This window comes from Ruegeria lacuscaerulensis, from assembly GCF_013034685.1.
Lineage (GTDB): Bacteria > Pseudomonadota > Alphaproteobacteria > Rhodobacterales > Rhodobacteraceae > Ruegeria > Ruegeria lacuscaerulensis_B.
Genome location: NZ_WQGO01000005.1, coordinates 161553 through 185564 on the forward strand (window position 1 = coordinate 161553; position 24012 = coordinate 185564).

At 57.4% G+C, this 24012-nt stretch carries 17 protein-coding genes; 4 read left to right on the top strand and 13 right to left on the bottom strand.

The features are described from left to right. Positions 1 to 3: 3 nt before the first annotated feature. Positions 4 to 993 (top strand): C45 family autoproteolytic acyltransferase/hydrolase, encoded by a 990-nt coding sequence (locus GOV80_RS14320; protein WP_170785724.1) that lies wholly within the window; start codon positions 4 to 6, stop codon positions 991 to 993. A gap of 98 nt (positions 994 to 1091) precedes the next feature. On the opposite strand, the gene GOV80_RS14325 is transcribed toward GOV80_RS14320, so the two are convergent. The 7 genes from GOV80_RS14325 to GOV80_RS14355 all read right to left on the bottom strand — a co-directional run bounded on the left by GOV80_RS14325 (position 1092) and on the right by GOV80_RS14355 (position 9271). Next, the gene (locus GOV80_RS14325) at positions 1092 to 3071 is read right to left on the bottom strand and encodes an HAD-IA family hydrolase (protein ID WP_170785726.1); all 1980 of its coding nucleotides are present in this window, start codon (positions 3069 to 3071) and stop codon (positions 1092 to 1094) included. Between the two features lie 174 nt (positions 3072 to 3245). After that, the gene (locus tag GOV80_RS14330) at positions 3246 to 4208 is read right to left on the bottom strand and encodes a class I SAM-dependent methyltransferase (protein WP_214648026.1); all 963 of its coding nucleotides are present in this window, start codon (positions 4206 to 4208) and stop codon (positions 3246 to 3248) included. 121 nt (positions 4209 to 4329) lie between these two features. Then, positions 4330 to 4887 carry a dTDP-4-dehydrorhamnose 3,5-epimerase gene (gene rfbC, locus GOV80_RS14335; protein ID WP_170785730.1) on the bottom strand — a complete coding sequence of 186 codons (558 nt, stop codon included), beginning with the start codon at positions 4885 to 4887 and terminating at the stop codon, positions 4330 to 4332. Next, complete coding sequence (locus GOV80_RS14340) at positions 4888 to 5943, bottom strand: NAD-dependent epimerase/dehydratase family protein (RefSeq protein ID WP_170773282.1); 1056 nt, start codon at positions 5941 to 5943, stop codon at positions 4888 to 4890. Between the two features lie 6 nt (positions 5944 to 5949). Further along, a complete protein-coding gene (gene rfbF / locus GOV80_RS14345; protein WP_170773284.1) occupies positions 5950 to 6720 on the bottom strand; it encodes a glucose-1-phosphate cytidylyltransferase in 771 nt (256 codons plus the stop codon). A gap of 118 nt (positions 6721 to 6838) precedes the next feature. Further along, the gene (locus GOV80_RS14350; RefSeq protein ID WP_214648027.1) at positions 6839 to 8230 is read right to left on the bottom strand and encodes a glycosyltransferase family protein; all 1392 of its coding nucleotides are present in this window, start codon (positions 8228 to 8230) and stop codon (positions 6839 to 6841) included. Between the two features lie 120 nt (positions 8231 to 8350). After that, a complete protein-coding gene (locus GOV80_RS14355; RefSeq protein ID WP_170785733.1) occupies positions 8351 to 9271 on the bottom strand; it encodes an NAD-dependent epimerase/dehydratase family protein in 921 nt (306 codons plus the stop codon). Between the two features lie 472 nt (positions 9272 to 9743). On the opposite strand from GOV80_RS14355, the gene GOV80_RS14360 reads away from it, so the two are divergent. Beyond that, positions 9744 to 10793, top strand: coding sequence for an FkbM family methyltransferase (locus GOV80_RS14360; protein ID WP_170785735.1), 1050 nt, complete (start codon positions 9744 to 9746; stop codon positions 10791 to 10793). Here the strand turns inward: GOV80_RS14360 and GOV80_RS14365 are convergent. After that, a complete protein-coding gene (locus GOV80_RS14365; RefSeq protein WP_170785737.1) occupies positions 10790 to 12823 on the bottom strand; it encodes a bifunctional aldolase/short-chain dehydrogenase in 2034 nt (677 codons plus the stop codon). The genes GOV80_RS14360 and GOV80_RS14365 overlap by 4 nt on opposite strands. 32 nt (positions 12824 to 12855) lie before the next feature. After that, positions 12856 to 13947 (bottom strand): S-methyl-5-thioribose-1-phosphate isomerase, encoded by a 1092-nt coding sequence (gene mtnA, locus GOV80_RS14370; RefSeq protein ID WP_170785739.1) that lies wholly within the window; start codon positions 13945 to 13947, stop codon positions 12856 to 12858. 296 nt (positions 13948 to 14243) lie between these two features. Between mtnA and GOV80_RS14375 the strand changes: the two genes are divergently transcribed. Beyond that, positions 14244 to 15275: an NADP-dependent oxidoreductase gene (locus GOV80_RS14375; protein ID WP_170785741.1), complete on the top strand. Its 1032-nt coding sequence runs from the start codon at positions 14244 to 14246 to the stop codon at positions 15273 to 15275. Between the two features lie 63 nt (positions 15276 to 15338). On the opposite strand, the gene putA is transcribed toward GOV80_RS14375, so the two are convergent. Further along, the gene (gene putA, locus GOV80_RS14380) at positions 15339 to 18809 is read right to left on the bottom strand and encodes a bifunctional proline dehydrogenase/L-glutamate gamma-semialdehyde dehydrogenase PutA (RefSeq protein ID WP_170785743.1); all 3471 of its coding nucleotides are present in this window, start codon (positions 18807 to 18809) and stop codon (positions 15339 to 15341) included. A 124-nt stretch (positions 18810 to 18933) separates the two neighbouring features. On the opposite strand from putA, the gene GOV80_RS14385 reads away from it, so the two are divergent. Then, a complete protein-coding gene (locus GOV80_RS14385) occupies positions 18934 to 19392 on the top strand; it encodes an Lrp/AsnC family transcriptional regulator (RefSeq protein ID WP_331252117.1) in 459 nt (152 codons plus the stop codon). Positions 19393 to 19407: 15 nt separating this feature from the next. On the opposite strand, the gene GOV80_RS14390 is transcribed toward GOV80_RS14385, so the two are convergent. The 3 genes from GOV80_RS14390 to GOV80_RS14400 form a co-directional block, all read right to left on the bottom strand. Next, entirely contained in the window at positions 19408 to 20376 is a 969-nt protein-coding gene (locus tag GOV80_RS14390) for a DUF3137 domain-containing protein (protein ID WP_170785745.1), read from the bottom strand. Between the two features lie 183 nt (positions 20377 to 20559). Beyond that, the gene (locus tag GOV80_RS14395; protein WP_237215848.1) at positions 20560 to 21696 is read right to left on the bottom strand and encodes an NADH:flavin oxidoreductase/NADH oxidase; all 1137 of its coding nucleotides are present in this window, start codon (positions 21694 to 21696) and stop codon (positions 20560 to 20562) included. 70 nt (positions 21697 to 21766) lie between these two features. Continuing rightward, positions 21767 to 23953 (bottom strand): Tex family protein, encoded by a 2187-nt coding sequence (locus tag GOV80_RS14400; RefSeq protein WP_170785750.1) that lies wholly within the window; start codon positions 23951 to 23953, stop codon positions 21767 to 21769. Positions 23954 to 24012 lie beyond the last annotated feature (59 nt).

Genomic DNA, 24012 nt, shown 5'->3' on the forward strand with positions numbered 1-24012 from the left:
CTCATGGCGCTTGTTTTTCGCTCAATCGACGAGGAACAGCCCGGTCCCAAGCTGGCCGGGCTGTTTGCCGAATACTGGCCCGCCTACCATAAATGGTGGGTGCAAGAGGGGTATTCGGCGCGGCCCACCTATCGCGAATGCTTGCGAGCGTTGCAAACGCACATGCCCGAGATCCTGCCGCTATATGAAGAGGTGGTTGAACTGGTGGGCGGCAGCGACAGTCAGGCGCGGTTTCTCAGCTTTTATTGCCCGCCCAAATATCTGTCGGGGTGTAGCCAGGCGATCTGGCGTGGCAAGACACCCATTTTGGTGCGCAACTACGACTACCACCCCAAAACCTTTGACGCTGCATTGTTGAAAACCCGCTGGGGCGGGCGCGGCGTGATCGGGATGAGCGATGGCATTCTGGGCCTGCTGGATGGCATCAACGATACCGGCCTTGCGGTCTCATTGACCTTTGGCGGTCGGCGCGAGGTGGGCGACGGCTTCGGCGTGCCGCTGATCTTGCGCTATGTGTTGCAGACCTGTGAGACCACGGCACAAGCGGTAGATGCGCTCTGCCGCATTCCCTGCCACATGAGCTATAACGTCACCGTTCTGGACGCGAAATACAATCACAGCACGGTCTATCTTGCCCCTGACCGGCACCCTCAAATCTCAGATGTGCCGGTGGCGACAAACCATCAGGGGCAGGTTGAGTGGTCCAAACATGCGCGGTTTACCGCAACGGTCGAACGGGAACGGTTTCTGCTGAACCGCCTGAACCAGCACCCCGAAAGCGAAAAGCGTTTCATCGACGCGTTCCTGCGCCCGCCGCTTTATTCCACCGCCTTCAAATCCGGGTTCGGGACGCTTTATACAGCCGTCTACCGGCCCGCGAAGAAACAGCTGCAACTTCTGTGGCCCGGCGCTGCATGGGACGTGTCTTTTGACCTGTTTGCGGAAGATGATCTGACCTTGTTGCTGCCCGATGCGGCTGAAGCGGTGGTTTGACGTCAGGTTTACGGGCCGTATCCTCAGGGAAGACACTGTGTGTTTCGACATTAAGTGCCAGTAATGCCCGGGCTAGATTCGCGTTCTGGCTCGATCCGTTACAATCGGATGCGCTTCCTTTTCCGGAACTGCAATTTCACCCAGGCGAATGCGATCGGGTTTAGCTGAGCAACGTAGCCAGCCCTCCACCGGCTGCCTTTCGCATTTCGGTAATGAGATTTGCGTTCGCCAACGCGGGTCAAGCTTTCTCCGGTGGTATCGCCCACACCTGAAAATATGCGGACCTTGTTGAAGCGGACGGCATCGTGGCGGTGCGGTTTGCTTAGAAACTGTCGAAGATCCTTTTCGTCCCTTGGATCGGCATATTTAGCGAGCACATCGATGGGTATGGCCGAAGTGACCGACTTGATGGCACGCAGCGCGCCATCCTGAATCTTTTTGGCGCGTTGGAGGTTTTCAGCTTCTGCCGTACTGACGTCAGACGTCTTCCAAGCGATTTCGCCCTGCGGTTTTTCCTGTAGACCCAGAACGCTGCCATGATCGGCAGAAAAGAAGAATTCTACGATATCGCGGAAGTCTTCGACCCAAGGATACATGAACAGAGGAAGGCCATTGGACGCGGCGAAACTTTCGTACTCCAGCCCATTTCGGCGCAGAATAGAGGCAGCCTGAGCGCTCGTGCCAAAATAAAGACCCAGAACATGTGCGTCCTTGCCGATAATCTCATCAATAGACCGCTGTAAACTGCCGCGCCACCCGACGTCGAAGATGGCTGTGTGTGTGCCTTCAGGGAAGACCGAGCGGTAGTAGGTGGACAGAACCTCCTTTTCATGCGCGAAAGATTGATAGAAAGCGTCAGGGTTTTCACGCAACAGATTCAGGATGGTGCGGCGGCGCTCTTTTGTCAGTTCGTCCGTGCCAGATAGGCCAGCGTCTGCAAATAGAGATTTCAACAGCGGGCCTGCGGAAATCTTCCCGAGAAACTCGTCCAGCGTTTGCGATCCCTCAAGCGTGGCATGCAACATTCCCGCGATTGTATCAGGGTCTAACTCGGTAAAAGGAAGGGTCAACAAACGCCGGGAAGCAGCGACATATTGAGTTTCATATCCTTGCGGCCAAAGCAGATCGAAAACAGCTTTTGGAAACATTCCATCCCGTGCCAGAAACGCGAGCCGCGAAATACCTTGTTTGTCCATTTCCCGCTTTATCCAAATCAACAGCGATGTAATGAGCGGAGCAATCATCAAGGCGCCAAACGCTTCAAGATACTGGTCGTCGGACAGTTTTCGAAAGTCGACATTTTCCGAGTCGTAGTGATGTGTTTCCAAGTAGTTGGCGGTGAAAATCTGTGAGATCGGCTGCGTTCCATTCAGCAGACTAGTGTGTCGCCGGGGTTTTGGAGATCGCGTTGGCAGGTCTTTGCTGGCCAGTAGCACATGCGATATGAACCCTGCCTGCGTCGCCATTTTCCCGTCTGCATGACGGTTGTCGCCAATGTGGAGGATCTGGTTGCGAGGTACATCAAAATGCGCTGCGACGTCGTCAAACAGGCTGCCCGTGTGCTTGGTCTTACCCTGTTCACCGGAGACGAAGACGCGCTCCCATCCGGTTATACCCTTTTGCGTCAGGAGATCTTCCAACTCGTCTTTCGGCAGGTACATGTCCGAGGTGATCACCCAGCGCGACTTACTGTCCTGAATACGAGTCAGAAGTTTCCTGCCCAGGCTGGTCACATGCAATAGATCGCGTTCAGTCCGAAGTTCCAGCTGTTTGATCTTGTCAGCCTGATCTTTTGTGCAATTTGTCAGTTGCGCGAAACAGGCATAGATCTGATCCAGTGTCACGTCTTCGATCCGCTGTGCGGAAGCATCCTCTCGCGCCATTGCCTCGGCGCCAGTGCGATAGTCTTTGAAATGTTGGGTAGCTAGGAGGACCTCAGGATGATCCGCTATGAATTCGAACAGATCAACAGGAGACTTGCAGTGGCGGAACAGAAGCGTGTCGAAAATATCGACCGATAGAAAATTAAAGGAATCGACGCGTTCGAGCAGTTGATCGCTTGGAGCCAAGTTGTTCATACCTGTTATTTAAGTTCGAGCCCTGTTGAAGGTGGCAACCAATTGAAACCGGGATCTGACCACCGCATTTTATCGCGGAAATGCGCCGGCCTTCAATGTATCGGTCCGCTCAGGCGCCGAGCCCAAGTGGTTTTTCCGCAGGCTCGTACGTTAGTTGAACCTGCGGGAATTATCTTATTTTGGACGACAGACCACTGCATCATGCACATGCCCGAAGCCTTTAGGAATAATCTCGACGACTTCCACGAATTTTGACCAGTGGTTTTGAATGTACTGGGGTGTATGGCCAATATCGCGATAATATTCCGGGTCGGTTACGTCTGCGATGTCTGGGTTCGGGTCGGGTGCGTCTACGATGCCTTGCAACATGTAGTGTTCGACCGCGTAGGGGTTTTTCGACCACTCGGCGGTCGACACGCTATACGGGCCGTGAACAGACAGAACCATCAAGCCACGGGTTATGCGCGACAATTCTTGGAGCCAGTGATTTTGGTCAGGTTCTGCAAGATGGGTCAGCACACTATGAGAGTAGACCAGATCGAATTGATCGTCATCGTAAGGAGTTGCGCTGTATGGATCGAGCACTGTGTAGTCCCCGAACGGCATGTTCTCCTTGCAATAGGCAATATTGACAGGGTCAACGTCGGCGCCAAACAAGTTTGGTTTCAGTATGTCGGGGATATGTCTGGCGATGCGTCCGCAACCGACGCCCCAATCAAGTGTAACGGTGTCCTTGGTTAGCGGCAGCCCCATAACCTCGCTGATGTTCATGACAACGGTCATGTCTTCTATGCCGCCTGAAATAAACGACTTATTCAGCGCATCCGGTTCAGATCCATCTGTGCCCACGACACAGGGATTATACTTACCCTGTATCCTGCCAATATTGTCGCGCGACGGTATGGGGGTTTCGTAGTCAGGAGCAATGTCGACATTGGGTGTCCGAGCCAGCGGCCATGTAGCAGCAACCGCGCTCCAGTTCCCTACGATCGCCTTGTGTAGATTCAAGGCAAGTTCCGCAGGTTGCGCTGGATAAAGCGAACCGTCACCTGTCAGCGCCTGTTTTAGCTCGCTAACTTGTGCGATCAATTCGTCAACGCTGCGCTTGATGTGTTTGTTTCGAATCCGCGATTTCATAGGGTTTTTCATCTTACGGTGCCTTCCGTGTGCTCTACCGGCTATGCCACAATATTCTGAGTATCAAAATCGGGTAACTTCCGAAGCTGACCTGCAGAAATCCTGGGCCAGTTTCCGCAAATTACTCAGTTTCTTTTACTGCATGGGTCGAACTGTCCAGATCGTTCCACGTTTGGTCTTTCTGCGAAACTTCCTGAGCTGCCATAGGCCAATTGATGCCGATCGCCGGATCATCCCAACGCAGACCACGCTCACTTTCCGGCGCGTATGCCGAGCTGACCGGATAGATAATTTCCGTGTCATCAGTAAGGCTCATGAAGCCGTGGGCGAAGCCTTTCGGCACATACATCATCTTGCGGTTCTCAGCGGTAAGTTCAGCGCCGAACCATTGACCGAACGTCTTTGACCCATCCCGAAGATCGACGATGACATCGAAGATCGCACCTTTTACGCAGCGCATCAGCTTGACCTCGGCGTGGGGGGGAAGTTGATAATGCATACCCCGCACTGTGCCCTTCGACATGGTCAATGAATTGTTGATCTGCACGAACTTTCCGACAAGGCCATGTGCTTTGAACTCGTCCTCGCAGAACATGCGGGCAAAGAAGCCGCGGTCATCGCCGCGTTTTTCCAGCTCGATCAGGTAAGCCCCTTCAAGCGGGGTCGGGGTGAACAGCATTTACAGCGACCCCCAGCGAAGATCACGCGACAAACGTCCGCTGTCGATATGCGCACGCAGCGCGTTCAGGCGGATGAAGGACGAACTGCGGAAATCAGTGTCGCCAAAGCCGAAATGTTCCAGCCCTGCGCGCAGACGTTCGATGGATTGCTCGAGCGTCACTTGCGGGATGGACTCGGGGGCCAGCGATTTGAACAGCGCGAAGTCAACCTGGTACGAGCGTTTGTCGGGCGGCGCGTCGGTATTGATCTCGACCACGGTGCCGGGGAATTGTGCTTTGACCTTTTCGGCCAGCTCAGAGATACGCACATTGCTTTCGTCACGTCCGGCATTCACGGCCAGGAATTTACCGCCATTCGACGTTTCGCGCAGAGCTGCCCATTCAATGGCGCGAGCCATGTCCTCGACATCGATCAAGGGCCGCCACGGCGTTCCGTCGCTGAGAACGACGATCTTGTTGGTAGCCATGGCGCAGGCCACGAAGTCGTTCAGCACTAGATCCAGACGCAGCCTGTCGGACATGCCGCAGGCAGTTGCGAACCGCAAAGAGGTCAGGGTCATGTCGCCCAAATCGGCCTCTTGCAGGTCAAGCTCGGTGCCTATTTTGGACCGGGCATAGGCGGTTTGCGGGGCGGTAGCGTCGGTTTCCTTGCGCGGGCCGCCCTCTGCCGCGCCGTACATGGAACAGGAGGAGGCAAAGACGAAATTCGATACGCCACATTCGGCGGCAAGCTTGGCCAGCCGAACGCTTGCGGCGCGGTTGATGTCATGGGTGACTGTTTCGAATTCTTTGCCCATGGGGTCGTTGGAAACGGCGGCCAGATGGACCACCGCGTCGCAGCCCGCAAGATGGTCAGCGGTGATGTCGCGTGTGTCGCCATAGTGCTGTGTGTCATACACGATTTCGGGCAGGAAATCGGACCCGGTCAGCGAATGCGAGAAAAAGCCCGCGTCATACCCGACCAGATGCAGGTCCGCGTGTCGCTGTTTCAGAAAACGCCCCAGAACGGGGCCGACATAACCTGTGTTTCCGGTCACTAGGATTTTCTTAGACATGCTACGTCACCACACTTTCCATTTTGCTTCGTTGTTGGACCAAAGACGGTTCAAATGCTCCTTGTCCCGCAGGGTATCCATGGGTTGCCAGAAACCATGGTGGTACCAAGCCCGCAACTGATCGTCATTTGCAAGGTTTTCCAGAGGTTCGCGCTCCCAAACCGTGAAGTCATCGTCGATATAGTCCACGATTTTCGGAGAAACGATGAAATATCCGCCATTGATCCAGCCGCCGTCGCCAACCGGCTTTTCCTGAAACCCGAGCACCTTCTCGTCTTGAAGGTCCAGTGCGCCAAACCGCCCCGGAGGCTGAACGGCGGTGACGGTAGCCAGTTTTCCGTGTTGTTTATGGAATTCGATGGCAGCAGTGATGTTAACGTCAGCGACGCCGTCCCCATAGGTGATGCACACGGCCTCGTCATCTTTGAAATACCGCGAAGCCCGCTTGATCCGACCACCAATCTGAGAGTTTTCGCCGGTTTCAACCAGTGTAACGGTCCAAGGCTCGGCTCGCATTTCATGGACGGTCATGCTGTTTTGTTTGATGTCAAAAGTGACGTCGGCATTGTGCAAGAAATAGTTTTGGAAATACTCTTTGATAAAGTAGCCCTTATATCCCAGGCAAATAACGAAATCATTGATGCCATGGTGGGAATAGGTTTTCATGATATGCCACAAGATCGGTTTGCCGCCTATTTCAACCATCGGCTTGGGGCGCAATCCGGTTTCTTCTGCAAGGCGCGTACCGAACCCGCCGGCAAGAATAACAGCCTTCATTTTTCTATCTTTCAGTTCCTGGGTGTTTGGATTTATTGAACGCTAATAATTTCTTCGAGTATTTATTGTGGTTTACGCTTCCCAAATGCTGCTGCCCTTTGCAACAAGTATTCCATTCCTACTTTTGTTGCGTTGGCGCGTCCTTTTGATTGACGGCCGAGTTCAGGCGATCCAGAGCGTCGGCAATTTCCTTTTGCTGCATATCTATCTTCGAAAGCTGGTCGACAGCCACCGCCTGCCGCTCGATCAGATAACTTTGGCCGGCTAACATGTGTCTCATCCGCATTCGGTTGCGTTTCCGGCTCTGGGTGAGGCGTCTCCAAGTTCTGACAAACCAATTTTTATGCCGTTCCTGAGCATGATGAAGCGCAGGTGTTGCCGAAAAATCTGGCTGATCGGCAATGCTTGCATCCCACATAACATGGTCTTTTTCGAAGCGCGCGGGCAAACGCTCGAGCTTTTCGATCAGGCGGCCATAGGTTTGCTGGCTATCATATTCAGCTGCAATTTCGCGCATCATGGCTGATTTTTCGCTGACAAGCTCCGGGCGATCCGTAATTTGCCGGAATATGGTTTTATACGATTCCGTATCTTTGGGTTTGCAAACGAACAACGCGTCGGAATGCCTGGTCGAAAAATCATCCCCGGACGTGTTGATCACTGGAATGCCGAAATACATGTAGTCCAGAAAGCGCATTCTGTAGCTTTGCCACGCCTCGAGCGTGTCCTGGCTGACATTGATCCCAACATCGGCGATGCTCAGATAGTCTTGGACATGTTTACCGCCTTCGTCCCAGTCTTCAAACAGGACAAGGTGATTACCCAGCTTATCCCGGTACTTGTCCAGAATGGCTCGGAATTGCGCGACGTACTCGTCGTGATCGCGGTTAAAGGGCTGTACAATTCCCATCATGTAGAGCCGCAGCCTATGAGACGGGTTTTCGACAGTGAATTCGCAGAACGCTTGGAAAAAAGTGTTGAAGTCTGTCCATTTCCAGATGCCGCCGGAATTCAGAACCATGATGTCATCGGGTTCTAGTCCCAGTTTCTGCCGCAGTTTCTGCCGATCAGGGGCCTGTCGCTTGACCTCATCCACGATCCCTTGGGGTGCGACCAGGATACGATCTTCGTAAGGAAACCGTGCCAGCAGGTGCAGCAGGGAAAACAGCACCTGTTTCATACGGATGTTTTGGGTGACGTAGTAATCCACGTGATAACGGGCCGCGGTAATCACCCGCCGCAGGTAGTCATGCGTAAACAAGCCGGGATCTTCAACCCAATGCAAAGCGGGCATAATGGCGATGATCTTGGCATTGGGAAATGTCGGCTTGATGTTGAGAGCGTCGGGAAAAACGCTCACGACAAAATCGACGTCCTTGTTGTTAATATCTGCGGTTTCGCACACATAGTTGGGGTAGGCGCTTACTACCTTCACGCGGTATTTTGGGTCCGTAGGTTCCTGCGCTGAGGCCAAGAATACAGTGTGACCGCGTCTGAGCGCTTCGTGCACAAATTGAAACAGGTTCTTGTCGTGGCTGTAGTTCAAGGCAAGTGGTTTGCCGTTTTCCAGCTTAGGAAACTGGATGTTGTCCAGCAGCGCGAGAGTTGTGAACGTGTGTTTTTGCGACATTTACTTTGCCAGTCTCAATGCGTTGCGTTTTGATTCCCACACTCTTTCAAGACCTTTACGAAGACTTACGTGAGGGGACCACCCCGGAACGCGCGCCAATTTGCGGTTGGGCTCCATTATTTCATTCGGACGATACGGGCGTTCACCCCATTGGATGGGGGGTGCTGCCTCCGCGATCTCGCCGATCAATGCTTCGAGATCGCGAAGCGAGTGATGCTCACCTGAAGACACACCATAGACTTCCAATTGGTCCAGCGGGTCGCCTGCCGCGCGCTCGGTCGCGGCGACAATCGCAGCCGCCGCATCTTCGACGTAGACGAGGTCCATTTTCTGAAACCCCGGCGACATTTTCAGGGGCTCTTGCGCGACGACCGCGTTAAAAACAAGATCGACAACTTTGTTGCGCCAATCTGATGGGCCGTAGTTGTCAAACATTCTTAGGGAAATGACATTCAGCCCGTTCTTTGCGAAAGGAACCAGAATATCTTCGGCGGCCTGCTTTGTCGCTGCGTAGTAGTTGAACGGGTCATAGATGTTTTCCGGCGACGAAGTTTGCCAGCTTGTGCCGCATACCACCATGCCCTTCGCCCCGCATCGCGCCGCGCTTTGGGCCAGAAGCGACGGCAATAGCGTGTTGACCTCGAGCATCGCGCGTATGCCCTCTTCGTCTTCCTTGGCCCGAGAAACGGCCGCGATATGCACGACTACACCAGGCGAAAAGGCTTCGACCTGCGCGCATACATCCTTAAGTTCAGGATTCAGGATCAGTGTCTCAACGGTCGCGGCGCCATCGGCGAGAATGTCGTCAACAGAGGTAGATGATGCACGTTGCAAGCTGCCTATGTGAAAAGGTTTCTCCGCCAATTGGCGTAAGACCGCTTGCCCCAGAAAACCGGTTCCACCCGTCACCAATACTCTCATCCTGAGCCTCATTTCGCATTCGTCGGGTAGGTCACTCGCACACTAAAGTGACATTTACCAGACACTAGCACATTGGATTTGAACAGGGGCAAATGCAGTGGAGCGGGACAAGCGGAAAATCGCCAGTTTCGAATAGGTTAAATAAGGCCTCATTGCTTGTGTTTATGTCGATTGACTTCTAGCGTGCGGGCTGACTTAACCGCACACAACAGCTATTTTGGACCGTAGGCTTTTGTGGCCTCCGATGCCGCACCAAGGATCGCATTTGATGGAAGTATTTTCGACAAGCCCAAATTATATGACCTTCGAGGTCTGGGATAGAACAGCGCGGTTCGTCCGGGTTTCTCAAAATCAGGATATGCACTTCCATGCCGCATTTTTCCGCCTTGACCAGGTTCTTGACTTGTCAGGCGGAAAACAGTGAGTTGAAGTGTCGTTCTCATGGTTTGGGCGCCATGATCAAAGCGGCGACATGCCGCCTGTTTTCGAAGCTTATTTGGAGCACGGCGCCCCTGAAAATCGAAATTTCAACGCGGCTTCTCACCCGCGGTTACTGGATCATGCTTGGGGCCGCGAGACCTTGGTTTTCGAGCTGGATGGGTCCGAAGTGGATCCGATCATTGGCCTTCGGTTCAGCGACCCGCGTATAACCCTGATGACGTTCAAAGCGTTAAATCTAACGGTGCAATCCAGTCCTCAGGCACCGACGCCGCAGCAGTTGCAAACGCAGTATGCTCCGTTTGTAAAAGACGGCTGGTTTCCTGATCCCTTCATGCAGGCGCTGCATGATGTTGTCCGGCTATATTATACGCCGGTGCTTGAACGCGGCGGTGACGCTATCGACATCGGGGCAAACAAAGGGTTTCACACCCATGCCATGCGCAATGCCTTTCGCCGACCGGACCAGAAGCTGATTGCAGTCGAACCGCACCCGACGCTGCATCGCGCGTTGCAGCAAGGTTTTGCGGGCGACCCGCAGGTCGACATTACCAATGTGCTTATCGGGTCTCGGGCGGCCAGCGATGTCAGCTTTACCTATTCCGAAACTCATCACGAGCTTGGCTCCGCGCGCCCAAATTACATTGAAGAGTTCTTCCCTGATATCGAGGATGATTTTGAAACCATCCGTATGGATATGCTGAACGTTGATGTGCTGGTCGATCAGTTCGGCCTGACACCTGGTTTCATCAAAATCGACGTGGAAGGGTTCGAGCTTGAGGTCCTGCACGGTGCTCACAAAACGTTCGAAAACTTCCGACCCGTTGTGGCGTTTGAGTTCAATGTCGCGAGTTCACCCAATAACAGCTATCTGCTGGCCGATATGTTTGACCATTTCGACTACGTGATTTTTGATTGCTTTGGCAACCGGCTGGGGGCCACGACCTGGTGCAATCCCAGTATCGCCCCGATTGACCGCGTCGCCATTCCCGCTGAACAGGCCGAGGCCGTGATGGCTGCAGTACAGGGGCCTTTGGACCAGCATTGGCGAGAGTGGCAGCAGGCGCAGAAATCACCCGGCTAACGCAATTCGGCCTCAGTGTTGCCGCCATCGACGGTAAGGACGTGGCCGGTTGTACGCTTGGACAGTGCAAGGGTCACGAAACCGTCGGCGACGTGGTGAGCCTGAACTTCGCGGCCCAGAAGATTTCCGCCCATATAGGTGTCTTCGCTGACACCACGGGCGGCGGCGCGTTCCTTGATGAAATCGTCCGTTAACAGGCCCGAGCGGATGCGGTCGGCATTCACCCCGTTAACGCGAATGCCCGCACCGGCCAGTTCCAAAGTCAACTGGCGCATCAGGAACATGGTGGCCGCTTTCGGTGTGCCATAGGCCCCGAAATTCTTGCCGGGATTGACCGCCTGTTTTGAGATGTTGAACAGGATCTGCCCGCCGCGTCCCTGCGCCTGTATCACGCGGGCGGCGGCGGTGGCAAAATTCTTGTGGGCAAAGAAATTCAATTCGAATGCCTGCCGGAAGGCCGCATCGTCCAGATCCAGCAAAGCCCCCGACCTTGCTGTGCCTGCGTTTGAGATCAGGATGTCCAACCCACCAAAGGCTAGGATCGCGGCGTCCATCGCCCGCTGAGCCGCGCCGTCCGAAGTGATGTCTTCGGCATGGGGGACGTGCCATCGCCCAAGCTGGTCCAGCGCCTGATCCAACGCCTGCGGGTCCTTGTCGATCAGCACCAGGTTGGCCCCCTTGGCGGCAAAGGCTTTGGCCGTGGCCACCCCGATCGCGCCCGCGCCGCCCGTGATCATAACGACTTTGCCCTGAAACGGCGATGGCGTTCCCTTGCCCAGCTTGGCCTGTTCCAGCGACCAATACTCGCAGTCGAACATGTCCTTTTCGCTGATTGGATAGAACCCGCCCGCATCTTCGCCAACGGCGCGCACGCGGATATTTTGCTCGGCCAGATCGGCCGCTGCTGCTGCTGCCTTGGCGTTTCCGCCCATGCCGACGATGCCGATCCCTTCGATCCAGGCATGTTTGGGATCAGGGGTCAGCAGGGTTTTGGGTTCCTTGGCGTGCGGAGCCTGACGGTTGAAATAGGCGCGATACTCGTCGGCAAAACCTTCGACCTTGGCTTTGATGGTCTCGCGGTTGGCTAGATCGGCGCGGCGCAGCACCAGCGGGCGGCCCTTGGTGCGGATCACGTGATCGGGTGATGCCATCCCACGTGTGGCCAGCGCGTCGATATCGGGGCGGGCCATGAAGGTATGGGTATGATCGCCGTTGCGCAGATCAAAGATGGGCATCGCGTCGTCGCGCTCGGCATTCACCTCGGCGATGACACCGCGCAGCATAGGCAGAACCTGTAAACCCTCAGCTGGACGGCGTTCGCCGATAGGGGTGACGCCCGTCAGGCCCAGATAGGCGGCGACCTCATTGGTGTGGCTGACGATCTTGTCATAGCTTTCCTGCGCCGTGTCACCGAAGGCAAAATGCCCGTGTTGCAGCAGCAAGAGCCCCTCGACGGCAGGGTTGGCGTCGTAGACATCAGCGGCCGCCTTGGCCAGATCGAAGCCGGGCATGATATAGGGTACAATGCCCAAACGATCGCCGAAGATCTCGCGGCAGATCTCGGCTGCGTTAGGCAGGTTAGCAAGGATCAGGAAAGGTGTCGCGTGGGTGTGGTCAACATATCTATGCGGCAGGAACGCATGCAGCAGCGTTTCGACCGACGGGTTGGGCGAGGTCGAATCCAGCAAGTTCGAGCGTTGGTAGTTGACCATGTCTTCGTCGGACAGGGTTTCAAGTTGCCGGGCCTTCAGCAAAGGATCAAGCCAGACCCCTGGCAGACCCGGTGCCTCGATCGTGTCCAGATCCCAGCCCGAGCCTTTGACATGCAGCACCTGGCGCTGGTCGCCGAACAGATCAGGACGCTCCAGTTTAACCGAAGTATTGCCGCCACCATGCATCAACAGGTCGGGGTTCTGGCCGATCAGGCGCGAGGTATAGACACGTTCTGCCAGTTCCTGATCGGCAGGGTCATCGCCCGCCGCCGCGCGCCATTCCTGTGCTTTTGCCGCGTCGTACCAGTTTTCAATCATCGGTGTTCTTTCGGTTTGCAGTCTGTGGGCTTTCAATGGGCTTTGTCGGGGAATAGGCCGGCCAGGCCTTGGGTGCTGGCGTCGCAGATGCCACGTTCGGTGATCAGCCCCGTGACCAGACGGTTGGGGGTGACGTCAAAGGCCGGATTGCCGCCTGATGTGCCCTGTGGCGTGACCAGAACCTCGCCGATCTGACCCTGATTCAGACCCTGAATACGGGTAATCTCGGCCTCAGGGCGATCCTCGATGGGGATTTCGGCGACCCCGTCTTGCAGCGACCAGTCTATTGTGGGCGAGGGTAAAGCTACATAGAACGGCACCCCGTTATCATAGGCCGCCAGCGCCTTGAGATAGGTGCCGATCTTGTTGCACACATCGCCGCGTGCGGTGGTGCGATCGGTGCCGGTGATGACCAGATCGACCAGCCCGCGCTGCATCAGATGCCCGCCTGCATTGTCCACCACATAGGTGTGCGGGATGCCATGTTCGCCCAGCTCCCACGCGGTCAGGGCCCCTTGGTTGCGGGGGCGGGTTTCGTCGACCCAGACATGGATCGGAACCCCTTCGTTGTAGGCGTGGTACATCGGGCTGGTGGCCGTGCCCCAATCGACCGTCGCCAGCCAGCCGGCGTTGCAATGGGTCAGAAGGTTCACTGGCTCGCCTGCGGGCTTCTTCGCGGCGATCTCTCTGATCAGGGCCAGGCCGTTTTCACCAATGCGGCGGTTGATTTCGATATCTTCCTCGAACACCTCCTGCGCCAGCGCCCAGGCAGCGTCAGCCCGGTTTTCAGGGGGCAGCGGCAGCAGAGTCGCGCGGCACCGCGCAAGCGCCCAGGCCAGATTTACCGCCGTGGGCCGCGTCGCGTTCAAAACGGTGCTGGAGTGTTCGAAATTCACGTCCGAGGGGTCCCTCGTCATCGCCTCGGCCATGCCATAGGCGGCGGTCGCCCCGATCAGAGGCGCCCCGCGCACCCACATGTCGCGGATTGCGACTTCGAAATCTTCCAATGCGGACAAGGTGACGACTTTGAATTCATGCGGCAGCCAGCGTTGATCAATGATCCGCACTGCGCCGCTTTGCGCATCGCGCCAGATCGCCCGATAGTGAACGCCGCCGACTTTCATTGCCTATCCTCCTGGTTGTGTCGCGCCCCCGAGGGCCGTGTTCCTGCCGCAACAGGCCCAAAACGCGCCAGCCCTTCGAAATGAGGATTGTAAACCACGGGCGCAGCGGGTCGGTTGACGAAATGAGACATGCAAGTTGTTGGCGATTGGCCCGGCAATGTCAAACCCTTGCAAGGTGAAGAGATCGGTGGATTTCAGCAGCCTATGGTTGTATCGCCACAATTCCGGGGCAGATTGGGTTGCACATCTTAGCTATCCGGTCTCTGCTACGGCAAACCGATTTGTAGGAGAGCACCATGCCCCAATCCCCCGACACAAACCGCCGTATTGTTCTGGCCGAACGCCCCAAGGGCCAGCCAGACGAGAACACTCTGCGGTTAGAGACAACCGATGTCCCGACGCCCGGGGCAGATGAAATGCTAGTGCGCACGGTCTTTCTGTCTTTGGACCCCTATATGCGTGGACGCATGAATGATGCGAAATCCTATGCCGAGCCGGTGGCGATCGGCGGTGTTATGACTGCGCAGGTCGTGGGACGGGTCGAGCAGTCGAACCTTCAGGGCTTTGCGGTTGGCGATTATGTCCTGAACATGAGCGGCTGGCAGGATTATGCGATCTCGGACGGGGTGCAGGTGGTCAATCTTGGTCAATCACCAGACAACCCGTCCTGGGCGCTGGGGATTTTGGGGATGCCGGGCTATACGGCCTATGCCGGGCTGCTGAAAATCGGTGAGCCTAAACCCGGTGAAACCGTTGTTGTCGCCGCAGCCTCAGGCCCGGTAGGGGCGACTGTGGGTCAGATTGCCAAGCTGAAAGGTTGCCGCGTGGTCGGCATTGCGGGTGGGCCCGAGAAATGCGCGCATGTGGTGCAAAATCTGGGATTTGATGCTTGTCTGGATCACCGCTCGGATGATCTGGCTGGACAACTGCGCGAGGCCTGCCCGGACGGTATTGACGTCTATTTCGAGAATGTCGGCGGCAAGGTGCTGTATGCGGTTCTGCCTTTGTTGAACCCGTTTGCGCGCGTACCCGTTTGCGGCATCGTAAGCTGGTACAATCTGCCCGGTCTGCCAGAGGGGCCGGATATGGGCCCGGCGATCATGGGGACGTTGTTACGGATGAAGGTGCGCATGCAGGGTTTCATCATTTTCGACAATTTCGGACCCGAGGTGTATCAGGAATTCGTCCGCGACATGACCGGCTGGCTAAAAGACGGCTCGGTCACTTACAAAGAACACTTGGTCGAGGGGCTGGAAAACGCGCCTGAAGCGTTCAATCGGTTATTGGCCGGGGGGAACTTTGGTAAGATGGTCGTAAAGGTGGGGTGATCTGACCGCCTCTCATTTTTGTGCACCGCCCCGGACAAATCGGTCTGCCGGGGCGGTCGCGGGTTAACTTGCTGCCGCCAAAAGCGAGGCGTTGCCACCGGCAGCGGTGGTGTCAATACACACGTGACGCTCAAGCTGACAGCGGTCGCCGAAATCCGCGTCATTGATCATCGGGATCAAAGCACCGGGTCGCTGCGCCAAGGCCGTGCGGATGGCCCGAAGCTGAGCCTCTTCTCCCCAACAGACAACCGCATCGAAGCCCGAAATCGAGCCTAACACAGCGGGTTCCAGTACACCGTCCACCGTGTTCGGACCCGTTGCGCCGGGCGCAACGATGACGGCGGAACAGCCATGCGCCACAGCGATTTCGCGCTGCGCCTGCGCGGCCTCAAGCGATGGGCCAAGACACAGGATGATGCCACGGCCATAGGTCGACAGCGTGTTCGACTCGCCCGTCGGCCCCGGTAGCTGTTGCCGTTTCAACGCGATACGCGGTGGGCGTTTGGTCGCCGTCAGGACAGCCTGAACCGTGGCCTCATCGGCGGCCTGTCCCGTAGCCGCGGCAAAGCTTTGCGTCACCGGCTTGGTGAAGCGCTTGACGTAAGACGGACCGCCCGCCTTGGGCCCGGTGCCCGACAACCCCTCACCCCCGAAAGGTTGGGACCCCACAATCGCGCCAATCTGGTTGCGGTTGATATACATGTTGCCGACGTTCAGCTGCGACGTAACCTGTTCGATCCGGTCGTCGATGCGCGAGTGCATTCCGAAGGTCAGGCCAAAGCCCGTGGCATTGATCGCGGCGACCACCGCGTCCAGCTCGGCGGCCTTGTAGGTGGCCACATGCATGACCGGGCCGAACACCTCTTTTTCCAGATCACCAATACCCGATACACGCAGGACGGTTGGGGCAACGAAGGTCCCGTCTGTCGGGGTATCCAGTTCTTTCAACACACGCCCCTGTGCGCGGGCGTCTTCGACATAGGCAAGGATTTCACCCTGCGCGCCGTCACTGATCACCGGCCCGACATCGGTACGCAAGTCCCATGGGTTGCCCACGACCAGCTCATCCATCGCGCCGTAGAGCATCTCGAGGAAGGGTTCGGCCACGTCCTCTTGTACGTAAAGCAGCCGTAGCGCAGAACAGCGCTGACCGGCGGATTGGAAGGCCGAGGCGACGATATCCTTGATCGCCTGTTCCGGCAGCGCCGTGGAGTCCACGATCATCGCGTTCAGCCCACCAGTTTCGGCGATCAAAGGGGCCTCGGGGGCGATCTGATCAACCATGGCGCGGTTGATAGTCTGCGCCGTGTGGGTTGAGCCGGTAAAGCACACCCCTTTGATCCTTGGATCCGACGTCAGCCGTGCGCCTACGACCGAGCCGCGGCCCGGCAGCAGTTGTAACGCCGTCTTCGGAACGCCGGCTTCATGCATCAGGTTGACGGCGACACAGGCGGTGATGGCCGTTGGGTCCGCCGGTTTGGCCAGGACACCATTGCCAGCGGCCAGCGCGGCGGCGATCTGCCCGGTGAAGATGGCCAGCGGGAAGTTCCACGGTGAAATGCAAACCATCACACCGCGCGCAGGTCGCGTAACTTCGGTGCCGCGCACAGCATAGTAGCGCAGGAAATCGACCGCCTCGCGCAGCTCGGCGATGGCGTCCATCGGGGTCTTGCCCGCTTCGCGGGTGAGGATGGCAAAAAGCTCTCCGAAGTTCTGCTCATATAGCTCGGCGGCGCGAAACAGGGTCTGGCGACGCGTTTCAGCATCCGCGTTCCACGGGGCCGCCGCGCCAAGTGCCGTTTCGACATCCTCGACCGATGCCTCAGCCACCACACCCACCTTGTCCGCGTGATCGGCGGGATTGAGGACAGGGCGGTCTGTGGTGTTCTGCGACGCGCTCTCCAAAAGCGGCCCAACCTGCCAGAACTTTGCGCGAAATGGCGCGCGGGCCTGTTCGATCTCGGCCAGATCGTCGGTGTCGTGCAAATCCCAGCCCCGTGAATTCGGGCGTTCGGTCCCATAAAGGTCGGCAGGCAGCAGAACAGCCGCGTTAGAGCCTGAGTCGAGCGCATCGAACGGGTCGACGGCGACGATTTCCGGGGCCACGGATTGGTCCACGATCTGGTTCACGAACGAAGAGTTCGCCCCGTTTTCCAGCAAGCGCCGCACCAGATAGGCCAGAAGGTCCCGATGCGCCCCGACCGGCGCGTAAATCCGGCACCGAGTGCCGCTGCCTTTCAGGACCAGATCATGCAGGCTTTCACCCATGCCGTGCAGGCGCTGGAACTCAAAGCTGCGTGTGTCTGTGGCCATGTCGAGGATCGCGGCCACCGTATGGGCGTTATGGGTGGCAAATTGCGGATATATCCGATCTGTCATGCCCAGCAATTTCTGGGCGCAGCAGATATACGAGATATCGGTGGCCGCCTTGCGAGTGAAAACCGGGAAGCCGCCCAGCCCTTCGACCTGTGCTCGCTTGATCTCGGTATCCCAATAGGCACCTTTTACCAGACGCACCATGATTTTACGGTCCAATTCAGCAGCCAGCGCATGCAGCCAATCCAGAACATAGGCTGCGCGCTTGCCATAGGCCTGCACGACCACGCCGAACCCGTCCCAGCCCGCAAGCGACGGGTCGCGCAGAACAGCTTCGATCACGTCAAGGGACAGATCCAGCCGATCCGCCTCTTCCGCGTCGATATTCAGGCCCATATTGGCGGCCTTGGCCTGTTGTGCAAGTTGCAGCGTCAGGGGCACCAGCTCCGCCATCACCCGGTCTTTTTGCCCGACCTCATAGCGGGGATGCAGCGCCGAGAGCTTGATCGAAATGCCGGGGTTTTCCCGAATGTCTTGCGCGTCGCATTCCCTGGCCAGCTTGGCGATGGCGTCCGAATACGCGGCCAGAAACGCCTTGGCGTCGTGGGCTGTCAAAGCAGCCTCGCCCAGCATGTCGTAGGAATAGGTATAGCCCTCGGCTTCTTGTTTCTTGCCGCGTTCCAGTGCTTCTTCGATGGTTTCACCCAGCACGAACTGCGCGCCCATTTCCTTCATCGCCCGCGCCACCGCGACCCGGATCACCGGTTCCCCCAGCCGTTTCACCGCCCCTTTCAGGGTCGCAGCAATGCCGGTGCCATCCTGCAGAACCTTGCCCGTCAGCATCAATGCCCAGGTGGAGGCGTTGACCAGAGACGACGACGATTGCCCTAGATGCTGCCCCCAGGCCGAAGGTGCGATCTTGTCCTCGATCAGCGCGTCAATCGTATCTGCGTCGGGCACCCGTAGCAGCGCCTCGGCCAGACACATCAGGGCCACGCCTTCATTGGTGGACAGGCCATATTCGGCCAGAAAGACTTCCATCAGGCCGGGGCGGCTGTCGTTGCGGATCGCGCGTACAAGATCAGCCGCGCGATTCTGGACCACCGCCCGCCTTGCTGCGTCAATCGGATTGCGGCTTGTCAGGTCCTGCAATACCTCGGATTCTGCGCGCAGGTGGTTGTGTCGAAGGTTCAGACGAATATCATGTAGCCCGGTCATGTTCTTTCCAATCCGCGTTCAATTCAAATAATCTTATCAAATCGCCGAAAGTTATGTTGACTAAAGCTTCAAAATAGGCGTGTTTATTGACCAAATTTCCTATTTAGTTTTGGCGATTGAGACCGTGTTAATAGAGAAAAATAGTCAACTAGACCGACATGACCTGAAAATCCTACGTATTCTGAGCCGTGAAGGCCGTATTCCGGTTACGGAATTGTCGGCGCGGGTCGGATTGTCCAAGACACCTTGTCAGGTGCGGATGAAACGTCTGATCTCGGAAGGGTATATACAGGGGTTTCGCGCGATTCTGGACCCTTCGAAGCTGGGGGTCGAACAGGTGGTCTTTGTCGAGGTCAGCCTGAAAATCACCACCGAAGCGGCTTTGACTGAGTTCAATGAAGCCGTGCAACGCGCGCCCGAGGTCGAACAATGCCACATGATTGCGGGTGCCTTTGACTATCTGCTGAAACTGCGCACCAAGGATATGCGCAGTTACCGTGAGATTTTGGGCCGTGTTGTGTCCACGCTCCCGCATGTGGACAGCACCTCGACCCATGTGTCGATGCAATCGGTGAAAGACTGAGCCGCCCGACAGCGTTCATTGATGAAGGGCATCAATGATCTGTCGTGGCATTACCAGATCGCGGAAGGCGCGATGGATGGTTTCATCCGCTTCACTCAGCGGGGCACCACCAAGGTTGAAGCTGAGAAACCCGTGGGGAAGGCTGAGCGCCAGATAGAATTTCTTGCCCGAAAATGCCGCTGAGCAATAGTCGCGCCCACCTTGGTAGCGTTTGGCGATCTCGCTCAGCGTATAAGCAAATTCGGGTTTGACGTATTGTTCCAGCTGGTGCGGGTCGTCGGTAAAAACCTCAAAGATCTTCTCGGCATCCTCTAGGCCAAGATCCCAGCGATGTTGGGGCAAGACGTTGCGGCTTGCCCAGCTATACAGCTTGTTTAGGGTCCCACCGAAATCTTTGACGAAGACCGTGCGTGGTATTGTGGCCGGGCAGTCGATTTCCAGCACGATGCCCGAGAACAGGGTTCTGGTCTTTCGTTTGTTGTCGCTGTCTCTGTAAGTGTCCGAGCAGCTCATTTGCAGCAGTTTGTAATTGGTGTCCCGCCAGGTGCCGCTGATCGCGTGATTTTCGCGCACGCGTTCGGATTCAGGTATGATTTGCAATGAAACCAAGCGCCCAATGGGAAGGAAGCTCATAGGTACGTCCGAGTGCAGCTCCATATGCCCTAGGAATTTGCACAGGATGGGGCGAATGTATTTCGAAACATCGGAACTGACTTTTCCGCCTCGTTCCAGATAAAGGATCAAGGCCGCGGCCCCGCCGAAAGCAAGTGGAAAAATCGCAAAAAGAGGATGAATGTAATACCCGCCTAGTCCGGCCAGTACGACGGCAACAACGCCAGAGAACTTGATCCAGAACATACTGCGCGAGACGGCGGCCTGACGTTCAACTTCTTTCTCGCGTAGGAATGGGGCGATCTGCTGGTCAAAGATCCGGGAAAATCCGGTCTCGAACGGGGCAGATTCGACAAACTGGTATTCTGACATCGTTAAATCCTGACCAACAAACTACGAGTTTGGCGCAGATGCTAGCGATCCCTTGTCCGCCAGAATATCCCCAGACGTGTATCATTTGTATCGAATGTGTCCGTCTTAGCCATGTTCGCGCAGGCGACGCCATTTTCGACACAGAGAAGCGCCTCGCTGGACCTCGAGGCGCGATCTGATGCGCTATCGCAGGCCCAGTTTGGACAAAAGCCGGTTGCGTTTCATCAGCCACCATCCGGCCTCGACGGGCCATAGTGCATGGTTCTGGTCGGCCCCTAGTGCAGCGGCGCTGCGCAGGGGCCAGTTCGGGTCGTCCAGCAATTCGCGGGCCACGGCGATCATGTCGGCGTCGCCCTGTTGGATCACCGCGTCGCACACTTTGGGGTCCCACAGGAAACCGACTGCCATCGTCGGCATATCCGCCCCGGACCGGACTTGTGATGCAAACGGCACCTGAAAGCCGTGTTCGATTGTCATCCGTTGCGGGCGATCCTTGCCGCCGATCCCGCCCGAGCTGCAATCGATCATGTCCACCCCGCCAGCTTTGAGCGCCTTGGCGATGTCAACGGTGTCTTCGACGGTCAGGCCGCCGTCCACCCAGTCCGACGCCGACAACCGAAAAGCCAGAGGATAGTCCTCAGGCCAGTTTCGTCGAATTTCACGTGCGATCTCGACGGCAAAGCGCGCTCGGTTTTGGGCGCTTCCGCCCCAATGGTCCGAGCGTTGATTGGTGATCGGAGACAGGAATTGATGCACCAGAAAGCCATGCGCGGCATAGACCTCGATCATCTTGAATCCGGCAGCCTGCACCCGTCGTGCGGCCGCACCAAAAGCGGCGATGATGTCTTCGATATCGGCCTCGGTCATCTCACGCGGGGTTGGCCAGCCCTCGGCATAGGGCAGGGGCGACGGTGCCATGGTGGGCCAGCCCGCTTCGTCGCGCTGCGTGGCGTCTTCGTCATCCAGCGGAGTTTCGCCGTGCCAGGGACGCCGTTCCGAGGCTTTGCGCCCCGCATGGCTGAGTTGAATGCCCGGCACTGCGCCTTCGCGAGTAATGAAATCTGCGATGGGTTTCAACGGGGCAATTTGGTCGTCATCCCAAAGACCCAGATCGCCGGGCGTGCGCCGCCCATCGCGTGTCACCGCGGTGGCTTCGGCATAGACCAGCCCGGCACCGCCCATGGCAAACCGGCCCAGATGCACCAGATGCCAGTCATTGGCGACTCCCTCTTTCGCCCTGTACTGGCTCATCGGTGAGACAGCGATACGGTTCTTGAAAGACACGGATCGCAGGTCAAATGGACTGAATAATGAGGGCATTCTGGTCTCTCCGACTGTCATTTTCCGTCAACCTAGCGAAACCGAGCGCGCAACCCAAATAGATAATCTGTTAACGACGCCCGCGCCCAGTTTGACCCGCCCCGCCATCCTTGCGCATGGACAGGCCGATGCGTTTGCGTTTGACGTCCACTTCCACGACCGCGACTTTGACGATCTGACCGGTTTTGACGACCTCATGTGGATCTTTGACGAAGCGGTCGGCCAGTTGACTGATATGCACCAGCCCGTCCTGATGCACGCCGATATCCACAAATGCCCCGAAAGCTGCGACATTGGTGACGGTGCCCTCAAGCCGCATTCCTGGTTTCAGGTCGGTGATCTCATTGACCCCTTCCGCGAAAGAGGCGGTCTTGAAGCTGGGTCGCGGATCGCGGCCGGGCTTTTCAAGCTCGGTAAAGATATCCATCACGGTGGGCAGGCCAAAGGCATCGTCGACAAAACGCCGGGCTTGCAGACCTTTCAGCGCGTCTTTCTGCCCCATGATCTGACGAATGTCGCGCCCACAGGCGGCCACGATGCGGCGCGCCACGCCATAGGCCTCGGGGTGGACTGAGGAGGCGTCTAGCGGCTCGGATCCGTCTCTAATGCGAAGGAAACCCGCGCATTGCTCGAAAGCGCGTGGGCCAAGGCGCGCCACGTTCAGCAGGTCTTCGCGGCGGTCAAACGCGCCGTTCACGTCCCGATGGGCCACAATGGCGTCGGCCAAACCCGGACCCAAACCCGACACCCGCGACAGCAAGGGGGCCGAGGCGGTGTTCAGATCGACACCGACCGCGTTCACCACATCCTCGATTACGGAGTCCAGAGATTGGGACAGGCGGTGCTGATCGACATCGTGCTGGTACTGTCCGACGCCGATGGACTTGGGTTCGATCTTGACCAGTTCCGCCAGCGGGTCTTGCAGGCGGCGCGCGATTGAAACCGCGCCGCGCAGGGACACGTCCAAATCGGGAAACTCGCGCGCGGCAAGTTCCGACGCGGAATAGACCGACGCGCCCGCCTCTGAGACGATCACCTTGGTCGGGGCTTTCACCGCGCTTGGCAGCAGTTTCAGAGTATCGGCGACAAAGCTTTCAGTCTCGCGGCTGGCGGTGCCGTTGCCGATTGCGATCAGGTCAATGTCATGGGTCGAGATCAGCTTGAGAATGGCGGCTTGCGCGCCGCGCAGATCGTTTTTGGGCTGGAACGGATACAAGGTGTCGGTGGCGACCAGCTTGCCGGTGGGATCGACCACCGCCGCTTTGACACCAGTACGAATACCGGGGTCCAGCCCCAGCGTTGCCTTGGCCCCAGCAGGGGCGGAAAACAGCAGGTCTTTAAGGTTGCGGGCGAAGACCTGAATCGCCTCATCCTGGGCGCGGCTTCTGAGATCGGCCATCAATTCGACCATCATCGACAGAGACAGTTTGACCCGCCATGTCCAGCCCGCCACCTTGCGAAGCCAAAGATCGCCGGGCGAATTGGTCCGCGTGCCAAGATGGGCGGCGACCATCGCCTCGGCCCTTGCGGTGCCGGTTTCGGGGTCGGGGGCAATATCGAGCGTCACGATCCCCTCTTTCGAGGCGCGCAGCATCGCCAGCGCCCGGTGCGAGGGTGTATCGGCCCAGCGTTCGCTATGGTCGAAATAATCGCTAAACTTGGCCCCTTCGGTCTGCTTACCGTCGATTACTTTTGCGGTCAGCAGGGCCTCGCGTTGCATGAAGCCACGTAGTTCACCCAACAGGGCGGCGTTTTCGGTCAAACGCTCGGTGATGATGTCGCGGGCACCGTTCAGGGCATCTTTGGTCGTGGGCACTGTGTCCGAGACATAGCCCCCGGCCAGCGCCTCGGGATCGGCAGAGCGGTCGGCCAATATCGCCTCTGCCAGCGGCTCCAGCCCGTTTTCGCGCGCGATCATTGCCTTGGTGCGCCGCTTTGGCTTGTAGGGCAGGTAGATGTCTTCCAACTGCGCTTTGGTCTCGGCCCCGGCGATGGATTTGGCCAAGTCGTCGGTCAGTTTGCCCTGATCCCGGATCGAATTCAGGATCGTGTCACGGCGGGCATCAAGCTCGCGCAGATAGTCCAGTCGCTCAGACAGGGTGCGGAGCTGGCTGTCGTCCAGCCCGCCGGTCGCCTCTTTCCGATAACGGGCGACAAAGGGGACTGTGGCCCCTTCGTCCAGCAGTTTGACCGCAGCGCCCACCTGATCGGGGCGGGCGTTGATCTCGGCGGCGATGGTGCGTGCGATGCGGTCCAAGGGGGTCTCCTGCAACTGGGTCGGAGGGTCTTCTTAGCCACAGGCACCGGCAAGGGAAA

Excerpts from the sequence above, each read along its gene's own strand:
- GOV80_RS14355 (WP_170785733.1), bottom strand. The coding sequence starts at position 9,271 with ATGAGAGTATTGGTGACGGGTGGAACCGGTTTTCTGGGGCAAGCGGTC.
- GOV80_RS14360 (WP_170785735.1), top strand. The coding sequence starts at position 9,744 with ATGCCGCCTGTTTTCGAAGCTTATTTGGAGCACGGCGCCCCTGAAAAT.
- putA (WP_170785743.1), bottom strand. The coding sequence starts at position 18,809 with ATGACCGGGCTACATGATATTCGTCTGAACCTTCGACACAACCACCTG.
- GOV80_RS14375 (WP_170785741.1), top strand. The coding sequence starts at position 14,244 with ATGCCCCAATCCCCCGACACAAACCGCCGTATTGTTCTGGCCGAACGC.
- GOV80_RS14340 (WP_170773282.1), bottom strand. The coding sequence starts at position 5,943 with ATGTCTAAGAAAATCCTAGTGACCGGAAACACAGGTTATGTCGGCCCC.
- GOV80_RS14390 (WP_170785745.1), bottom strand. The coding sequence starts at position 20,376 with ATGTCAGAATACCAGTTTGTCGAATCTGCCCCGTTCGAGACCGGATTT.
- GOV80_RS14325 (WP_170785726.1), bottom strand. The coding sequence starts at position 3,071 with ATGAACAACTTGGCTCCAAGCGATCAACTGCTCGAACGCGTCGATTCC.
- GOV80_RS14395 (WP_237215848.1), bottom strand. The coding sequence starts at position 21,696 with ATGCCCTCATTATTCAGTCCATTTGACCTGCGATCCGTGTCTTTCAAG.
- rfbC (WP_170785730.1), bottom strand. The coding sequence starts at position 4,887 with ATGCTGTTCACCCCGACCCCGCTTGAAGGGGCTTACCTGATCGAGCTG.
- rfbF (WP_170773284.1), bottom strand. The coding sequence starts at position 6,720 with ATGAAGGCTGTTATTCTTGCCGGCGGGTTCGGTACGCGCCTTGCAGAA.
- GOV80_RS14330 (WP_214648026.1), bottom strand. The coding sequence starts at position 4,208 with ATGAAATCGCGGATTCGAAACAAACACATCAAGCGCAGCGTTGACGAA.
- GOV80_RS14365 (WP_170785737.1), bottom strand. The coding sequence starts at position 12,823 with ATGATTGAAAACTGGTACGACGCGGCAAAAGCACAGGAATGGCGCGCG.
- GOV80_RS14320 (WP_170785724.1), top strand. The coding sequence starts at position 4 with ATGGCGCTTGTTTTTCGCTCAATCGACGAGGAACAGCCCGGTCCCAAG.
- mtnA (WP_170785739.1), bottom strand. The coding sequence starts at position 13,947 with ATGAAAGTCGGCGGCGTTCACTATCGGGCGATCTGGCGCGATGCGCAA.